At 41.7% G+C, this 14,937-nt stretch carries 11 protein-coding genes; 5 read left to right on the top strand and 6 right to left on the bottom strand.

Annotated features, from left to right (window positions below; all coding sequences use genetic code 11):
* Nucleotides 1-8: 8 nt before the first annotated feature.
* Together purD and EZ437_RS05445 are read right to left on the bottom strand one after the other, a co-directional pair.
* Nucleotides 9-1,280 (bottom strand): phosphoribosylamine--glycine ligase, encoded by a 1,272-nt coding sequence (purD, locus tag EZ437_RS05450; protein ID WP_131594016.1) that lies wholly within the window; start codon nt 1,278-1,280, stop codon nt 9-11.
* Between the two features lie 51 nt (nt 1,281-1,331).
* On the bottom strand, nt 1,332-2,405 hold the full coding sequence (locus tag EZ437_RS05445) for a carboxypeptidase-like regulatory domain-containing protein (protein ID WP_131594014.1): 1,074 nt from the start codon (nt 2,403-2,405) through the stop codon (nt 1,332-1,334).
* Nucleotides 2,406-2,516: 111 nt separating this feature from the next.
* Here EZ437_RS05445 and rpiA point away from each other — a divergent pair, with 111 nt between their 5' ends.
* Nucleotides 2,517-3,218 carry a ribose 5-phosphate isomerase A gene (rpiA, locus tag EZ437_RS05440; protein ID WP_131594012.1) on the top strand — a complete coding sequence of 234 codons (702 nt, stop codon included), beginning with the start codon at nt 2,517-2,519 and terminating at the stop codon, nt 3,216-3,218.
* Here the strand turns inward: rpiA and EZ437_RS05435 are convergent.
* The gene (locus tag EZ437_RS05435) at nt 3,215-3,658 is read right to left on the bottom strand and encodes an SRPBCC family protein (RefSeq protein WP_131594010.1); all 444 of its coding nucleotides are present in this window, start codon (nt 3,656-3,658) and stop codon (nt 3,215-3,217) included. The genes rpiA and EZ437_RS05435 overlap by 4 nt on opposite strands.
* 220 nt (nt 3,659-3,878) lie before the next feature.
* Here EZ437_RS05435 and EZ437_RS05430 point away from each other — a divergent pair, with 220 nt between their 5' ends.
* Nucleotides 3,879-5,732 (top strand): sensor histidine kinase, encoded by a 1,854-nt coding sequence (locus EZ437_RS05430; RefSeq protein ID WP_131594008.1) that lies wholly within the window; start codon nt 3,879-3,881, stop codon nt 5,730-5,732.
* 11 nt (nt 5,733-5,743) lie between these two features.
* On the top strand, nt 5,744-6,439 hold the full coding sequence (locus tag EZ437_RS05425) for a response regulator transcription factor (RefSeq protein ID WP_131594006.1): 696 nt from the start codon (nt 5,744-5,746) through the stop codon (nt 6,437-6,439).
* On the opposite strand, the gene EZ437_RS05420 is transcribed toward EZ437_RS05425, so the two are convergent.
* Entirely contained in the window at nt 6,436-7,212 is a 777-nt protein-coding gene (locus EZ437_RS05420) for a GLPGLI family protein (protein ID WP_131594004.1), read from the bottom strand. The two genes, EZ437_RS05425 and EZ437_RS05420, sit on opposite strands and share 4 nt — an antisense overlap.
* A 4-nt stretch (nt 7,213-7,216) precedes the next feature.
* Entirely contained in the window at nt 7,217-10,027 is a 2,811-nt protein-coding gene (locus EZ437_RS05415) for an outer membrane beta-barrel family protein (RefSeq protein ID WP_131594002.1), read from the bottom strand.
* A gap of 93 nt (nt 10,028-10,120) precedes the next feature.
* Here EZ437_RS05415 and EZ437_RS05410 point away from each other — a divergent pair, with 93 nt between their 5' ends.
* Nucleotides 10,121-12,412 carry a helix-turn-helix domain-containing protein gene (locus tag EZ437_RS05410; protein ID WP_131594000.1) on the top strand — a complete coding sequence of 764 codons (2,292 nt, stop codon included), beginning with the start codon at nt 10,121-10,123 and terminating at the stop codon, nt 12,410-12,412.
* A 3-nt stretch (nt 12,413-12,415) separates the two neighbouring features.
* On the opposite strand, the gene dapF is transcribed toward EZ437_RS05410, so the two are convergent.
* Nucleotides 12,416-13,201: a diaminopimelate epimerase gene (gene dapF, locus EZ437_RS05405; protein ID WP_131593997.1), complete on the bottom strand. Its 786-nt coding sequence runs from the start codon at nt 13,199-13,201 to the stop codon at nt 12,416-12,418.
* Between the two features lie 173 nt (nt 13,202-13,374).
* Between dapF and EZ437_RS05400 the strand changes: the two genes are divergently transcribed.
* On the top strand, nt 13,375-14,898 hold the full coding sequence (locus tag EZ437_RS05400) for a S1C family serine protease (RefSeq protein WP_131593995.1): 1,524 nt from the start codon (nt 13,375-13,377) through the stop codon (nt 14,896-14,898).
* Nucleotides 14,899-14,937: the final 39 nt, after the last annotated feature.

Genomic DNA, 14,937 nt, shown 5'->3' with positions numbered 1-14,937 from the left:
GTGTTGGTTTATACTAAATCAAATCCGATGTCTTCTCTAAAGTATTTACCGTCGAAGTAAATACGGGCTGCATCGGCAGTGGCCGACTGCAGGGCATCAAACTGGCTGTCCTGTAAGCTGGTGATTGCGATCACCCGTCCTCCGTTAGTCTTTACTACGCCACCTTCCAATACCGTTCCGGCATGAAAAGCAGTTGACTGACGAATGTTATCAATTCCTGTGATGGCCTTTCCTTTTTCATAATCACCTGGATAACCACCTGCAACTACCATAACCGTAGCGGCATTTTTTGGACTGATCTTCAATTGATAGCCACCTAGTTCTTTTCCTGCAACGGCAAGAAACAGGTCTACAAGATCATTTTCAATACGCGGGATGACGCTTTCCGTTTCAGGATCGCCCATGCGGCAATTGTACTCTATGATCATTGGTTTATCGCCTACTTTAAATAGTCCGAAGAAAATAAAGCCGGTATAATCTATATTGTCTTTCTTAAGACCGTTAATCGTTGGAATAATGATGCTTTGCTCTACTTCTTTTAAAAATTTCTCATCAGCAAAAAGAACGGGAGAAACTGAACCCATGCCGCCGGTATTGAGTCCGCTATCACCTTGCCCTATTTTTTTATAGTCTTTTGCTTCCGGAAGGATCACATAATTATCTCCATCTGTCAGTACAAATACAGAAAGTTCGATTCCGGTAAGGTATTCTTCTATTACCACCAGCGAGCCGGCATTACCAAACTTACCGCCCAGCATTAGTTGCAGTTCTTCTTTTGCCTCATCAACTGTCTGACAGATCAGCACTCCTTTACCAGCTGCCAATCCATCAGCTTTAAGCACGATTGGCAGACTATGGTTCTCCAGATAGGCCAATCCTTCAGCGAGTGTATCATTGGTAAAAGATTGCGAACCCGGTGTCGGAATTCCGTGGCGGGCCATAAACTGCTTGGAAAAGTCTTTGCTTCCTTCCAGTATGGCGCCTTCTTTTTTAGGTCCTATAACGGGAATACCCGCCAGATCAGCGTCGTTTAAAAAGAAATCATGAATACCGTTTACCAAAGGTTCCTCAGGGCCCACTACCACCAACTTGACCTGCTCTTTAAGCACCAATGCTTTTACAGCTTCGAAATTATTTGGATTGATATTGACATTCTTACCATAAGCTCCGGTACCGCCATTTCCAGGGGCGATAAATAGCTGACTGCAAAGCGTTGACTGACGGATTTTCCAGGCAAATGCACTCTCTCTTCCGCCGGAACCTAATATTAAGATATTCATAAGGGCAAACTTAGATAAATTGTCAGTATAAAACAATCCCAATACCGATGTTCAATGAGGCACATACTCAAACGGAAGCTGGTCGCCAATACGTTTGGTCCCCCATAAACCTTTAATCAGAAAGCTGCGGTAATCAACAATGCTTCCTTTAGCGTCAATAGTTGCTTTATCAAGATAAAGCTCCATAAATGATCCTCTTTTCTCATTTATGGATTTTACTATTCTTTCCTCATCTGCATTGGGGATTTCTGTGGTCACTTTTGCCGTGTCATAAACCAGATACAATGGCTCTAGAAATTTCATCGTGAGGAATGTACTATCGCTGGATGCTAGAAGGTGTTGTCTGCCGGTCTTTTGGGTATCAATTCGTGGGTTTTCCTTTTTTGCATCTTTTACAAAATAAGCGTAAAAACCCTCCTCATCAGTGGATCCGCTGTATAAGGACCGCATATAATGCATTAAGGAACCGTAGTAAGCAAGTTTGCGGTTGTTTTCCCATTCCTGCATTTGCTCTTCAGAGCCCTTCATACCTTCAAATATGCACTCACCCGTATAGCTCGCTATCTGACTGTAACGGTTGATTCTGAAATCCCGGATCAAATACTTAATCCTATAACCCAGATTTCTATTTTCTATTTCAAGAAAATCTTTTGTTTTGGCTGTCACGGAGGGACCCTGCTCCGAAAATTTCAGTATTTTAGGGTTAAGTATCATGCATGAACGGCCATTCTCGGTATCTCCAAGAAAGTTTTGACGAAACATCTGCAGGTATTTACTTGCGGTCGCGGTGTTGGTAATGACTACTTCTTTGAGCGTCTTTTCAGAAGTTTCCATTTTCACATCTACAACTGCTGATTTATCACGGATCTGCACATTCTGTTTCCAAGTTTTGTATCCTATAAAATGCACCGTAAGTTGATAAGTTCCCGGGGATAAGCCGCCCAACCTAAATTCTCCTTTATCATTGGTAGAGGTTTTCTTTTCCGAGCCATCCAGAAATATGGTTGCTGAAGGTAAGGTCTCACCTGACGACTCTTTCACAACTCCCCTAATGGAATAAAAAATCTGTCCTTCTGAAGATAAGAAAGAAACTATCAGCGAAATAATTAGAGCGATTTTTTTCATGCTAATGTTAAATTGATAAAGCGTTTAAAAACAAAAATAACTTTTAACTGGTAAAGTAAAGCCTCGGCAACAACTATTTACCTAATTTTATACCGCATATAATAAACCCCTATGGAAATCTTACCTGATTATAAAAAGCAGGCTGCTGCTGAAGCACTCAAATTAATATCTGAAAGGCAGGTCATTGGTCTGGGTGCCGGGTCATCTGTCTCGCATCTGGCAGATATGATTGCTGAAGATAAAAAGCTGGCTTCATCAGTGATCTGTACTTCTTCCTCTTTTACAACAATCAATAGATTAAAGAAAAATGCGTTAAATGTCCAGCCACCGGACTACTTTAAAAGCCTTGATATATATTTTGATGGCTGTGACCAGTTCGACAGCGAACTGAACGCACTGAAAAGCGGCGGGGGTATCCATACCACCGAGAAGATACTGGCATCTATGGCTAAAGAGTTTGTTCTGATAGGCGATTCAGCAAAAATGGTGGATAAACTTGACGCAAAATATCCGCTGGTTGTTGAGATTCTACCTCCGGCTTTAATGTCAGTTATGGGAAAACTGACAAAACAGTTTCCCGGAGCTATATTAAACCTGCGCAATAGCAGCCAAAAGGATGGGGCGATCATCTCTGATTATGGAAATTACCTGCTGGACGTTAAATTCGATACACTACCAGAGCTGAAAGACTTAAACACGGTCAAGATGATCCCGGGAGTAGTCGATCATTCGCTTTTTTATAAATTGGCTACCAGTGCAATTATTGCCGGGCCTAATGGGATAAACATCATTAAACCCGGCCATAAAAATTAACCGGCTTTCTCAGCCATTTCTTTTACTTTTTGCTGTGCCTGAATCCATGCTTTAGTCATGTATTCCTCCCATTCCTGATTTACGTCAATTTCAACCAGCCATTCGGTCTTTCCATCGACTGGTGTAAGGGTATAGTCTTCATGTGCACCAGCCCAGTCTTTTACTTTGTCGCTTGTTGTATCTTCCACCCCATCGTTCAGCATCCCAACATGTTTAATAGACAAAAACTTATTAGGCTCATGTTCCTCAATATATGCAATCATTCCCGAGCCTGAGCCATCCCCAAATATTGCTTTGCTCCCTTTTTTCCAGTCCGTCTCTACGGAAGAACCCTCGGCAAATACTGATGTCCAAGCCGGATAGGTTTCTTTACCAATAATAATGTTCCAGATTTTTTCGGGAGTAGCGTCGATGGTAATGCTGAATGCTAACTTTTTCATATTTGATTATTTTAATTGTTACCTGATAGATCAAATATAATCATAAACTAAAATCCTGCCCAAGGTTTCATGCGACAATATAACGGGGGATTTGCGACAAAGTCTAGTTAACTACACGTTACGTAGTCTATACATAAGCCAAATAGTATACCTCATTTGGTTAAAATATGTTAAAATCAACCAATTCTGTAAATCCTTCGTTATTTTTGAGTAAATACCTATGAAGAAGAAGAGTCTTTGGTTGATAACCACCCTGATGACCATAGCCTTGCTTGGCGTGTTTGTAATGCAGCTGTATTACATAAGGGAAGCCTATAACCTTAAGTCGCAGCTTTTTGAACAAAATGTAAATCAGGCATTAAATGATGTGGTCAGTAAAGTACAGAAACGCTATGCTGCCAACCACCTAACCAAAAAAGATTTTGAAATCAGGATGAAACGCGAACGCGATTTCAGATTGAGGACCCAGCAGATCGTAGATTTCAAAGAGCAGTATAAAGAAGAAGAAGAAAAGCGCAAGCTTGATCAGCAAAAACGCATCATTGAAGACCTAAATACGCGCGACAGTCTGGTTAGAGTTAACTTCCCGGCGCCGCAGGTAATTAGTGAAGAGATATTTCAGGAGATCACCAATTTCGAACTCAATAAAGGAGTGGCTGCTTTACAAATACAGGTAGACTTGGGGGTTGATAACTTTGGCAAGATGAGAGGAACGATCAACCAGACCATCACCCCAAAAAAATCATCGACATTCTCCATGCTCCCTGGAAGATTGCCAGACAGCATCAGATACTTAGCGTATAATCCTAGAAACCTTACCCCAATAACCATCACCCTCGAGCAGGTAACCACACAGGCTGCAGTGAAATTCAAAGCTGAGGACAAAATCGCCGAAAGAAAATATCAGGAAGCCTTAAAAAGACTGATGAATGATACTGCAGCGACAGAAAATGAGACCGTTTTTGAAGTAAACGGCTTAAAATATCTGGAAGATGTCAGGAATGAAATGCGCCAAGTAAATGTGCCCATTGAAAAGCGGGTACCTAAAGATGACCTGGATACGCTGATCAAAAAGGAATTGCTCACCCGAAATATCAGCCTGAATTATGATTTCTGGCTTAAGCTGGCCAACAAAGATTCCCTGCTTTACAGTCCCGCTGCCCATATCACAGGGGCTGAAAGTAACAACGGCAATATTTATAAAATACCCTTATTTGGCAACGACATATTTCGTGATCCTGGAATGCTGTATTTAATGTTCCCTGACAAAAATTCCCTGATCCTGAGCAATATGTGGGCGACTATGGCCTCTTCAGCCGGCTTACTGTTGGTATTGATCTTTATCTTTTCCTATACGCTGTATGCCATATTAAGGCAAAAGAAGATCTCTGAGATGAAAACAGATTTCATCAACAACATGACCCATGAGTTTAAAACTCCCGTAGCTACCATCATGATTGCAAGCGAAGCCCTTAAAGATCCTGAAATAGCCGATGATAAAAGCCGGATCAGCAGACTGGCCGGAATTATTTATGATGAAAATGTAAGGCTTGGCAATCATATAGAACGGGTACTCAGCATTGCCCGGATAGAAAAGAATCAATTGAAACTGGAACATGAAGAAGTGAATGTCAATGATCTTGTGCTGGCAGTGATCGACAGTATGGACCTGCAACTGAAAAAGAAAAATGCAATAGTCAGCATACAGAACGAGGCAGCACAACCCGTGATTGTCGGTGATGAACTCCACCTATCCAGCGTACTTTATAACTTAGTAGATAACGCGAATAAATACAGCAAAGACATTCCAAAAATAACTGTCCGGACCAGAAACACGGCAAGAGCATTGGTCATCGAGGTAGAGGATGAGGGGATAGGTATGACCAAAGAACATACAAAACGGATATTTGACCAGTTTTACAGAGTGCCTACCGGAAACCTGCACGATGTAAAAGGGTTTGGACTGGGCTTAAATTATGTTCAGGACATTGTGGCCCAAATGGGGGGGACCATAAAAGTACATAGTGAAAGAGACAAAGGAACCAAATTTGAAATAAGCTTACCACTAAACTAAATTAACAGCAAATGAAACGAATCTTATTGGTAGAAGACGATCCAAATCTTGGACTGCTTTTGCAGGATTACCTGCAGCTTAAAGGCAAGTTTGAAGTGGTATTATGTGTGGATGGCGATGAAGGCCTCCGCGCTTTTACAAAGCAGGAATTTAACCTGTGTATCTTTGATGTAATGATGCCAAAGAAAGACGGTTTTACGCTAGGTAAAGAAATCAGAAAGATCAACCAGGAAGTACCTATCATATTTGCTACAGCCAAAGCGATGATGGAGGATAAAGCCTCTGCATATAACCTGGGAGGTGACGATTACATCACCAAACCCTTTAGAATAGAGGAGTTGCTGCTGAGGATAAATGCACTTTTGAAGCGTGTGGCAGTTAAGGAAACTGCTGACAATACACCTGCGCAGACGCTGTTCCAGATAGGTGAATATACCTTTGACTATACCACCCAGATGATTCAGTATAAAGGCCAGCAACAGAAACTGTCGACCAAGGAAGCCGAGCTGTTGCAGCTCCTGTGCCTTAAAAAAAATACCGTGCTTACCAGAGAGGAAGCATTGCTAAGTATCTGGCATGACGACAATTATTTCAACGGCCGCAGCATGGATGTGTTTTTGAGCAAACTCAGAAAATACCTGAGGGAAGACCCCAAAGTAGAGATCCTCAATGTTCATGGAAAAGGCTATAAACTGCTGGTGAATTAAAGCAGGAATGCCTTTAATGCTGACTGCGCATAATCTCCCCAATCTTTTAAAGCGGCATTAATTGTTTCTCTCAAGGTTTTATTGTTTACCGGCTTGCCTTTAGCAGGTATTTTTAAGTCATTTGCACCAAGGGATTTATCGACAACTGTTTTGGCAAACCAGGTGATGTTCTCGTGAGGAAGCGCTACTCCCAATATCATTCCTGGTAAACCGGTAAATGATTCCGGACCTCCTGAAACAGCGATTTTATCTGTATAAAAGGCCACTACGTAAATTGAGTCGAGGATAATGGCATTTGCCCTGCGGCATTCGTAACCAGCTATCGTACGCATCTCACTGGTTATTTTCCAGTTTATCTTTCTTACGGAGTCTTTTACCAGGAATGTTTCTTCATAAACCTTTTTCTGCGTAGTAAACAGCCCCAAAGCGAGGTCTGTATAGGTGGTGTTGCTTTGCTCGGTAGAAGGATCATTAAAGAAAAAACCCCTGGAACTGTTTTCTTCTGCTATCGGCGTATATAAAGTTTTGTCTTTAGAGAATGCCAGCGTGCTCTTTAATACCCTAAACTGGGGCTGGTTCTTGACATAAGCATCATAAGCCTGCTGCATAAAACTGCTGGAATTTTTTTCCATTTGCCTTTTCATGATCGCAAACATATTGGAGCTTTTCTCGAATTCTATGATTCCGTCGGTGGTAAATCTCACATTTTGTGCAAACAGGCTGCTGATGCTGAACAACAGGCAGGCGCTGACCATAATTAGTGTGTGTTTCATCTTCTTATTTTTTTGCTACTGACCCGCCCATCTTGCTGAAGTCCCAGCTTAAGGTGCACATAAAATATCGTTGTATGGTTGTGTAACTGTTTTGGGTAACCATGTTGCCGCTGGCGTATCTGCTGAAGCCGACATTCTGGTTCAGTAAGTCCCTTCCTGAAAGGGAAAGCATCAGATTTTCCTGCTTAAAGAATTTTTTAGAGATCGAGGCATTCCAAATAAAACGTTCCAGGTCCTGATCGAAAGTTTGGGTTTTCCCAGTGTATTGATAGTATCCATCAGTACTGAGTTCAATTTTTCCAGGCAGATAAACATTAAAACTTCCATTTCCCTGAATCCCCCAGCCCTTGTTATCAACCCTGGTTTGTAGCGAGGAACTTATAATATTGTACGAGGGTCCGCCTGAAACCCGGAAGCTGTACTTTTTATCTTTGTATTTTGAAAAATTTAATCCTCCGGAATAATTAGACGATTTAGTGGTATTTAATTCTGTTTTAATTTTATTGCTGACCATGGTATAATTCACATTTCCGTTAGCATCAAGATCAATTCCCACACTGATATCCGGCCCTTTTATTTTCCTGCTGAAAGCACTACTGAAATAAAAATTATAGGGATTTTTGCTGCCTAAATTAATGGATTCATAGGTATTTTTGCCGGCCTGATCTGTAGTAGTAAGGTTGATGATTGGATTTGTAGTAAATGAATAACCGCCATTCATATAAATATACTGATCACTAAGGATCTTGTAGGAATTATATCCCACACTCAAATTGCTTCTGAAGGATGGTCTAAGATCCGGATTACCTAAGGTGATATTTAGCGGGTCTGTGTTCACACGGACCGGTTGAATCTGATCAATACCTGGCTGTGTGGTATTACCATAATAACTGAACCGCATGGATTTTTGCTGAGAAAACCTATACTGAAACGATGCCTGCGGATTCCAGTTTATAAAATTCCTTTTAAAAGTCTTGTCAGTATAGGCGTCGAACTGCTGAAATCTCACCCCACTTATTTTTGTTCCGAAATTTATTGTCGATTTGCTCATTTTCAGGTTAAAAGTTGCACCACCTTGGTTCGAGAGCTGATCGAGTTCAAAATCGTTGCTAAACTCTTTATCGAGGATATCATATTCACCAGATACACTTTGATTAAAGGACTTACGGTCGGAACTGCTGTTGTTAACTCCAAGGCCATAATTCAATATCAGAGACATCATTTTAGATAGGGGCTCCGTATAAGTCATATTGGTATTAAATACAGCACTACTAGTATAGTTTGTTTTATATTGATTAATGACTTGTGTGCTATCCAGATTGTTCTGCTCATTAAAGAACTTATTGGTTGAATTTAAGAAGCCTTTTGTGTCATTGTCATTTATTGCCTGTTTGACATTTACGGATAATGTTCTTCCTTTTTTCTTTAATTTTTTTGTCCAAAGCGCATTTGCATTAAATAATTGCTGATCAGCATCATTAGTTAACGTCCTGATCCCGGAGTTTAAAAACGAATTGTCTCCTCTTAAACTAGCGGAAATAAAATCGTCGCTTGTTTTACTGTTTTTGATCGTTCCATCTATGGAAACTTTTAATGTTGATGTAGTGTCAAGCTTTATGGTGTAGGTCACATCCCCCTTTTGTCTGAACATCATGTTGTCAAACTTTTGATTGGAACTGCTGTTAATAAGTCCCCCTGGGAGATTATTTTGGGTAAGGTTGTCTCTTGCAGCCTCAATACTAATGGAACCTGCTTTATAATTGGAATTAATGCCATGCTTGTCACTATCCCATTTGTTTTCATAATGCAATCCACCACTGTTAGCTGAGGGGATACCCTCGCCATTATACTGGCCATCAAAAGAGTCAAAATCGTCGCCGCCGCCTGAGAAAAACATAATCCCCCCGTCATCAGAAAATTCCATACTGTTGCCGGAACCGCCATATTTATCTCTGTCTTGCCAGCCAAGACCAGTTTGCCCGGTATTACCAAATATACCAAAGGCAGAGAATTTTTGCTTTCCTTTAAAGGCATTAAACATCGCCTGATTATTATAGAATTTATCTGTACCCACACCGCCTTCTAATTTGCCGAAGTATCCGTTTTTCTTATCCTCCTTGAGCTTGATATTGATGGTCTTTGACTTTTCCCCGTCATCAATACCCGTAAAAGTGGCCTGATCACTCTTCTTATCATACAACTGCACCTTATCCACCATATCGCCACGGATATTTTTTGTGACCAGTGTAGGATCGTCACCAAAGAACTCTTCCCCGTCTACCAACACTTTATTGACTGTTTCACCCTGGGCAGTTATTTTCCCATCTTTGTCTACCTGTATGCCGGGTAATTGTTTTAACAGGTCCTCTACCTTTGAATTGGGGGCGATGCTATAACTTCCCGCATTGTATTCTGTAGTGTCACCCTTGATCTTGATGGAGGCCACTTTACCCTGTATGATGACATCCTGGAGCAGGGTTGCTTTTAGAATAAGATTGATGCTGCCAAAATCCTTTGTTGTATTCACAGAATCCAGTATGAAATTCTCCACATAATCGGCGTAGCCCGGATAAGTAACCAATAAAATAAACTTCCCGGATTTCGGACTGTTAAGTATAAAATTACCCTCAGCATCTGCACGGGTATATTTCAGGAGGATAGAATCCTTTTCATTCAACACGGATATACTGGTTTTAACCATCTTGTAAGTGGCCATACTGTCAGTAACAGTCCCTTTAATAAGGTATTGTTTTTGGGCAAATAAAGAGCCCACGCAGATCAATAGTAGGAAATTGAGGAGAGCGAATACTTTCATACAGGAAATTCAGGTTGACCAAATGTATAACTAAAACTTTAGTATTAAAATAAGATGGGTGTTAAAGTGTGTTAATTCTTGTTAACTTTGCTCATGCCGAATTCCGAAACCGCTAATCCTGCTGAGCTTGCTGCCAGATTTGTAAACTATACTTCAAGACATATTTTTCTTACAGGAAAGGCTGGCACTGGTAAAACAACTTTTTTAAGGAATTTAATCGGCCTGACGCATAAAAAGGCGGTGGTAGCAGCCCCAACAGGTATTGCGGCCATCAATGCTCAAGGTGTAACCATACATTCCCTGTTTCAGCTTCCATTTGGAACTTACCTGCCTAAACCACCTGCCGCAGATGGTGACCACTACAACCAACAATACAATACGCCAAGGTCTATAGTAAGGACCCTGAACATGAATGCGGCTAAAAGAAAAGTGCTTACAGACATGGAACTGCTGATCATTGATGAAGTGAGTATGCTGCGTGCAGATCTGCTGGATGCGATAGACATGATGCTGCGCTATGTCAGGAAGAACAATGCTGGTTTTGGTGGCGTACAGCTTTTATTCATTGGCGACCTGCATCAGTTACCTCCAGTGGTAAAATCCAATGAATGGAACTTATTGGGGCAGTTTTATAAAAGCGCCTACTTTTTTGATGCGGTAGCACTGCAACAGGAACCCCCGGTATATATTGAACTGGAAAAAATCTACAGGCAGGCAGACAGCGAATTCATTAACCTGCTGAACAATCTGAGAAATAATCAGGTGACAGCAGCTGATATCGCATTGCTGGAAAAACATTATCAACCTGATTTCATACTCCGCCCGGAAGACAAATTCATCACCCTCACCACACACAATAATAAGGCTGACACACTAAACAAGCAAAGCCTGGATAGCCTAAAGGGAACATCCTATTTATACACCGCAAAAATAGAAGATGAATTCAGCGAATTCTCTTATCCTGCCGAACAGATCATGGAACTTAAGGTAGGCGCACAGGTCATGTTCATTAAAAATGACCCTACAGGTGAGCAGCGTTTTTTTAACGGAAAGATTGCTACGGTTACCGATCTTAGTGCAGACGTAATTGAAGTGCAGGCAGATGGCGCACGCGAGAAAATAGTGCTGGAAAAATACAAGTGGGAAAACTTTAGGTATACCACTGATAAAGTCAGCGGAGAAATAAAAGAAGAGCTGATCGGTACTTTCACCCAATATCCTTTGAAGCTCGCCTGGGCCATCACGGTGCATAAAAGCCAGGGCCTGACTTTTGATAAAGCAATCATTGACATAGGCAGTGCCTTTGCACCGGGCCAGATTTACGTTGCGCTTTCGAGGCTGCGGTCGCTGGACGGGCTGGTGCTTACTTCAAAAATCCCGGGAACAGGCATCAGACAGGACCATAGCGTGTCCGCCTATTCAAAGAACAAGCAGTCGGCCGGCGAGCTGGAATCAAGAATACTGAGTGACAGTGAACACTTCTTAAGGTCATACCTGCTGCAAAGCTTTGACCTGAACCCCCTCGACAATTACTTGTATGAGCATGTACATTCCTACACCAAAGACATTAACAAATCGGCCAAGCAGAAACATGTAAAATGGGCAGCTCAGCTGCTTAAAGACCATAGCGAGTTAAAAGTGCATTCGGGCAAATTTCTGGTACAGATCCAAAGGTTATACCAGGTTAAATCAGCAGAAGGGCTTACTGCTTTGCTGGAAAGGGCCACAGCTGCCGAAAGGTATTTTAATCCTCAGTTGTCTGACTTCTCCAAAAGAATTTTTGAGCGGATGGAACTGGTAAAACAGGATAAACAGGTGGTGGCCTATCTGACAGAGCTACTCGAGATAGAAGCCATGTTTTATGAACAGGTAAAAAAGATCAGCAAAGCCACCGCCTTACTAAGGGCAATGATCAATGGCGAGGAGTTTACAAAAAAAGATGTTACTACGCTTATAAACCAGGCCCAGCGCGCTGCAGAGATGGAAAAAGTATACGCTATGCCCGGCAAGCTTGACTTTACAGATAAGAAAACCAAAGGAAAATCGGCTTCGGCTAAAAACAAAGCTCCTAAAGACAAAGATGAAAAAGTGGATACTAAAGAGCTCTCGCTGGAACTTTTTCAGGAAGGCAAGTCCATTGCGGAAATTGCTGCTGCACGAAAAATGGCTGTAGGCACCATAGAGGGTCATCTGGCTCACTATGTAGCCAAACAGGAAATTGATGCCATCGATATATTGGGAAATAAGAAACTTGACAAAATCCTGCAGGCCATCAAAGTATTGCAAACAGTCAATATGACACCGATACGGTCACATCTGGGAAATAAATTTAGCTTCGGAGAGATTAAGATCGGTATAGCAGCCCACCTAGCCGAGCTGGACTAATCATTAAATCGAGATTTTTCCTTCAAATACCTTTTCCGCAGGCCCACATAAAAACACCTGTGTAAACCGGCTGCCATCATAATCAAATTTGATGTTCAGGTTACCTCCCAGTACCTTAACCGGAGTTTCTACATGACCAGTCTGTCCTTTTCGGTAAGCCATTGACAGTGCTACAGCAGTAACGCCGGTACCGCAAGCATAGGTTTCATCTTCAACACCACGTTCAAAAGTGCGCACAAAAAGATGATCGCCCTGATCCTCTACAAAATTAACATTGATGCCTTCGCTACGGTAAGTCTCATTATTCCTGATCTCTTTGCCATTATGATAAACATCATAAGACTCCAGACCCTGCATTTGAGCTACATAATGTGGTGATCCTGTATTTAGTACATACGCTTCCCCATCTTTGGAAATTGTATCAATATCAATCATCTGAAGGTCAACCCAGTTACCTTCATCTGAAATTTTGGCATAATGAGGACCATCCACTGCCAAAAAATTAGTTTCACTGTCAATAATTCCCAGATGCTTTGCAAAGGCCACGATGCAGCGTCCACCGTTGCCGCACATGCTGCCGGGATTGCCGTCAGCATTAAAGTAACGCATTTCAAAATCAAAGTCCGGATGGTTCTGCAAGAGCATAAATCCGTCTCCACCGATGCCAAAACGCCTGTCGCACAGCTTATGGACAATTTTATTATCCGTATCTTTAAAAGACAGACCGCGATTGTCGATTAAAATAAAATCGTTTCCGGCGCCCTGGTATTTGAAAAATTGAATGCTCATTTTATGGGTAATGTGCTGGTTTAACATTTTTTAACAGTATTCATGACCTTATACAGATGCAAATATCGTTGATATGGTATTAAATTTGAATAAATCAATTGAAAGAAATAATTGTTTAGGTGAATATGAGACTCAGATGAGTTTTCATAAAGAAAAAATAAACTAATATATAAATGAAAAGAATAGGATTAATAGTGTTGGCTGCATTTATAGGTGGTGCAGCTGCAATTGGCGGCTATAAATTATTAGAGCCAAAAAATGAACAATTGTCATTTGCTGAACAACAAAATGTGCTTTTTGCAAGCAATCCAAAGATTTCCTCAGCTGGAGCTGTGGATTTTGTAGGGGCAGCGGCGGCGGTTTCGCCGGCGGTAGTGCATATCAAAACTTCTTATGGAAGTAGCAGCTCAGGAAATGAAAGAGGCGGTTCGCCGATGGATATGTTTGAAGAATTTTTTGGCGGCGGCGGAAGAAGAATGCAGCGTGCGCCACAAGCAGCCTCCGGCTCAGGAGTGATATTAACTCCTGATGGTTATATCGTTACGAATAACCACGTGGTAGACAATGCAGACAAGATTGAAGTGGTATTGTCAGACAGACGTAAAGTAAGCGCGACAGTAATAGGAAAAGACCCTAACACTGACCTTGCCCTGATCAAGGTAGACGCGACAAACCTACCTGTTGTAAAAATGGGTAATTCAGACAATGTACAGATCGGTGAGTGGGTATTGGCAGTGGGCTTTCCGCTGGATCTGCAAACTACTGTTACTGCAGGAATTGTAAGCGCTAAAGCACGTAGTATTGGCATATTGGCCAGAAGTCAGCAGCCTACCGAAGAAGAGTATGAAGAATACCAGAGAACAGGCAAAAGGCCGGCTCCCACAAGCATTGAATCATTTATTCAAACCGATGCAGCCATTAACCCTGGAAACAGCGGAGGTGCATTGGTAAATGCCAATGGTGAATTGATCGGCATCAATGCCGCTATCGCATCCAGAACAGGTACAAATGAAGGCTATGGTTTTGCCATCCCGGTTAATTTGGCTAAAAAGATCCTGGATGACTTTAGAAAATATGGTTCTGTAAAACGCGGATATATTGGGGTTACTTTTGCCGCATTGGATGCTGACAGAGCTGAAGAATTAAAAGTGAATGACATTACTGGTCTATATGTAACTGATGTACTTCCAAATAGCGGTGCAGCATCAGCAGGGTTGAAAAAGGGTGATATTCTCAAAAAGGTAGAAGGTGCTACTATCTTTGATTCACCAGACCTTCAGGAAAAAATCGGGCGCCTGAGTCCGGGCGATAAAGTCCAGCTGACTTACTTAAGAGATGGACAATTGAAAAATGTCAACGTGACACTCAAAGGCGAGAACAGCATAAAAGATGATAATACCGCTGTTGCCAGCAACAGCGGCGGAGCACGGATCGAAAAACTGGGTGCTACATTTGCACCTGCACCCGCTGCACTAAAAGCAAAGTATGGTGTTAAAAATGGCGTGGTAATCACCAATGTAGAACAAGGTAAAACATTTGATTCTTTCAGAGATCCTAAAGGGCTACTGATCACCAGTGTAAATGGTAAAGCCGTTAATAACGCATCCGATGTGAAAGCAGCACTACCGGCATCTCAAAACGGCACAACGACCATTGCGGGTGTAACTGCACAAGGTACATTCAGCTATACATTCTAAAATAAATTCCGTTATAAATAGTAAGGGAGGCAATTTAAT

It is taken from the genome of Pedobacter psychroterrae (assembly GCF_004331695.1).
GTDB classification, from domain to species: Bacteria; Bacteroidota; Bacteroidia; order Sphingobacteriales; family Sphingobacteriaceae; genus Pedobacter; species Pedobacter psychroterrae.
Note: the sequence above shows the minus strand (reverse complement) of the source record. Positions and strands in the feature narration are given on the sequence as shown.

Excerpts from the sequence above, each read along its gene's own strand:
- purD (WP_131594016.1), bottom strand. The coding sequence starts at position 1,280 with ATGAATATCTTAATATTAGGTTCCGGCGGAAGAGAGAGTGCATTTGCC.
- EZ437_RS05445 (WP_131594014.1), bottom strand. The coding sequence starts at position 2,405 with ATGAAAAAAATCGCTCTAATTATTTCGCTGATAGTTTCTTTCTTATCT.
- rpiA (WP_131594012.1), top strand. The coding sequence starts at position 2,517 with ATGGAAATCTTACCTGATTATAAAAAGCAGGCTGCTGCTGAAGCACTC.
- EZ437_RS05435 (WP_131594010.1), bottom strand. The coding sequence starts at position 3,658 with ATGAAAAAGTTAGCATTCAGCATTACCATCGACGCTACTCCCGAAAAA.
- EZ437_RS05430 (WP_131594008.1), top strand. The coding sequence starts at position 3,879 with ATGAAGAAGAAGAGTCTTTGGTTGATAACCACCCTGATGACCATAGCC.
- EZ437_RS05425 (WP_131594006.1), top strand. The coding sequence starts at position 5,744 with ATGAAACGAATCTTATTGGTAGAAGACGATCCAAATCTTGGACTGCTT.
- EZ437_RS05420 (WP_131594004.1), bottom strand. The coding sequence starts at position 7,212 with ATGAAACACACACTAATTATGGTCAGCGCCTGCCTGTTGTTCAGCATC.
- EZ437_RS05415 (WP_131594002.1), bottom strand. The coding sequence starts at position 10,027 with ATGAAAGTATTCGCTCTCCTCAATTTCCTACTATTGATCTGCGTGGGC.
- EZ437_RS05410 (WP_131594000.1), top strand. The coding sequence starts at position 10,121 with ATGCCGAATTCCGAAACCGCTAATCCTGCTGAGCTTGCTGCCAGATTT.
- dapF (WP_131593997.1), bottom strand. The coding sequence starts at position 13,201 with ATGAGCATTCAATTTTTCAAATACCAGGGCGCCGGAAACGATTTTATT.
- EZ437_RS05400 (WP_131593995.1), top strand. The coding sequence starts at position 13,375 with ATGAAAAGAATAGGATTAATAGTGTTGGCTGCATTTATAGGTGGTGCA.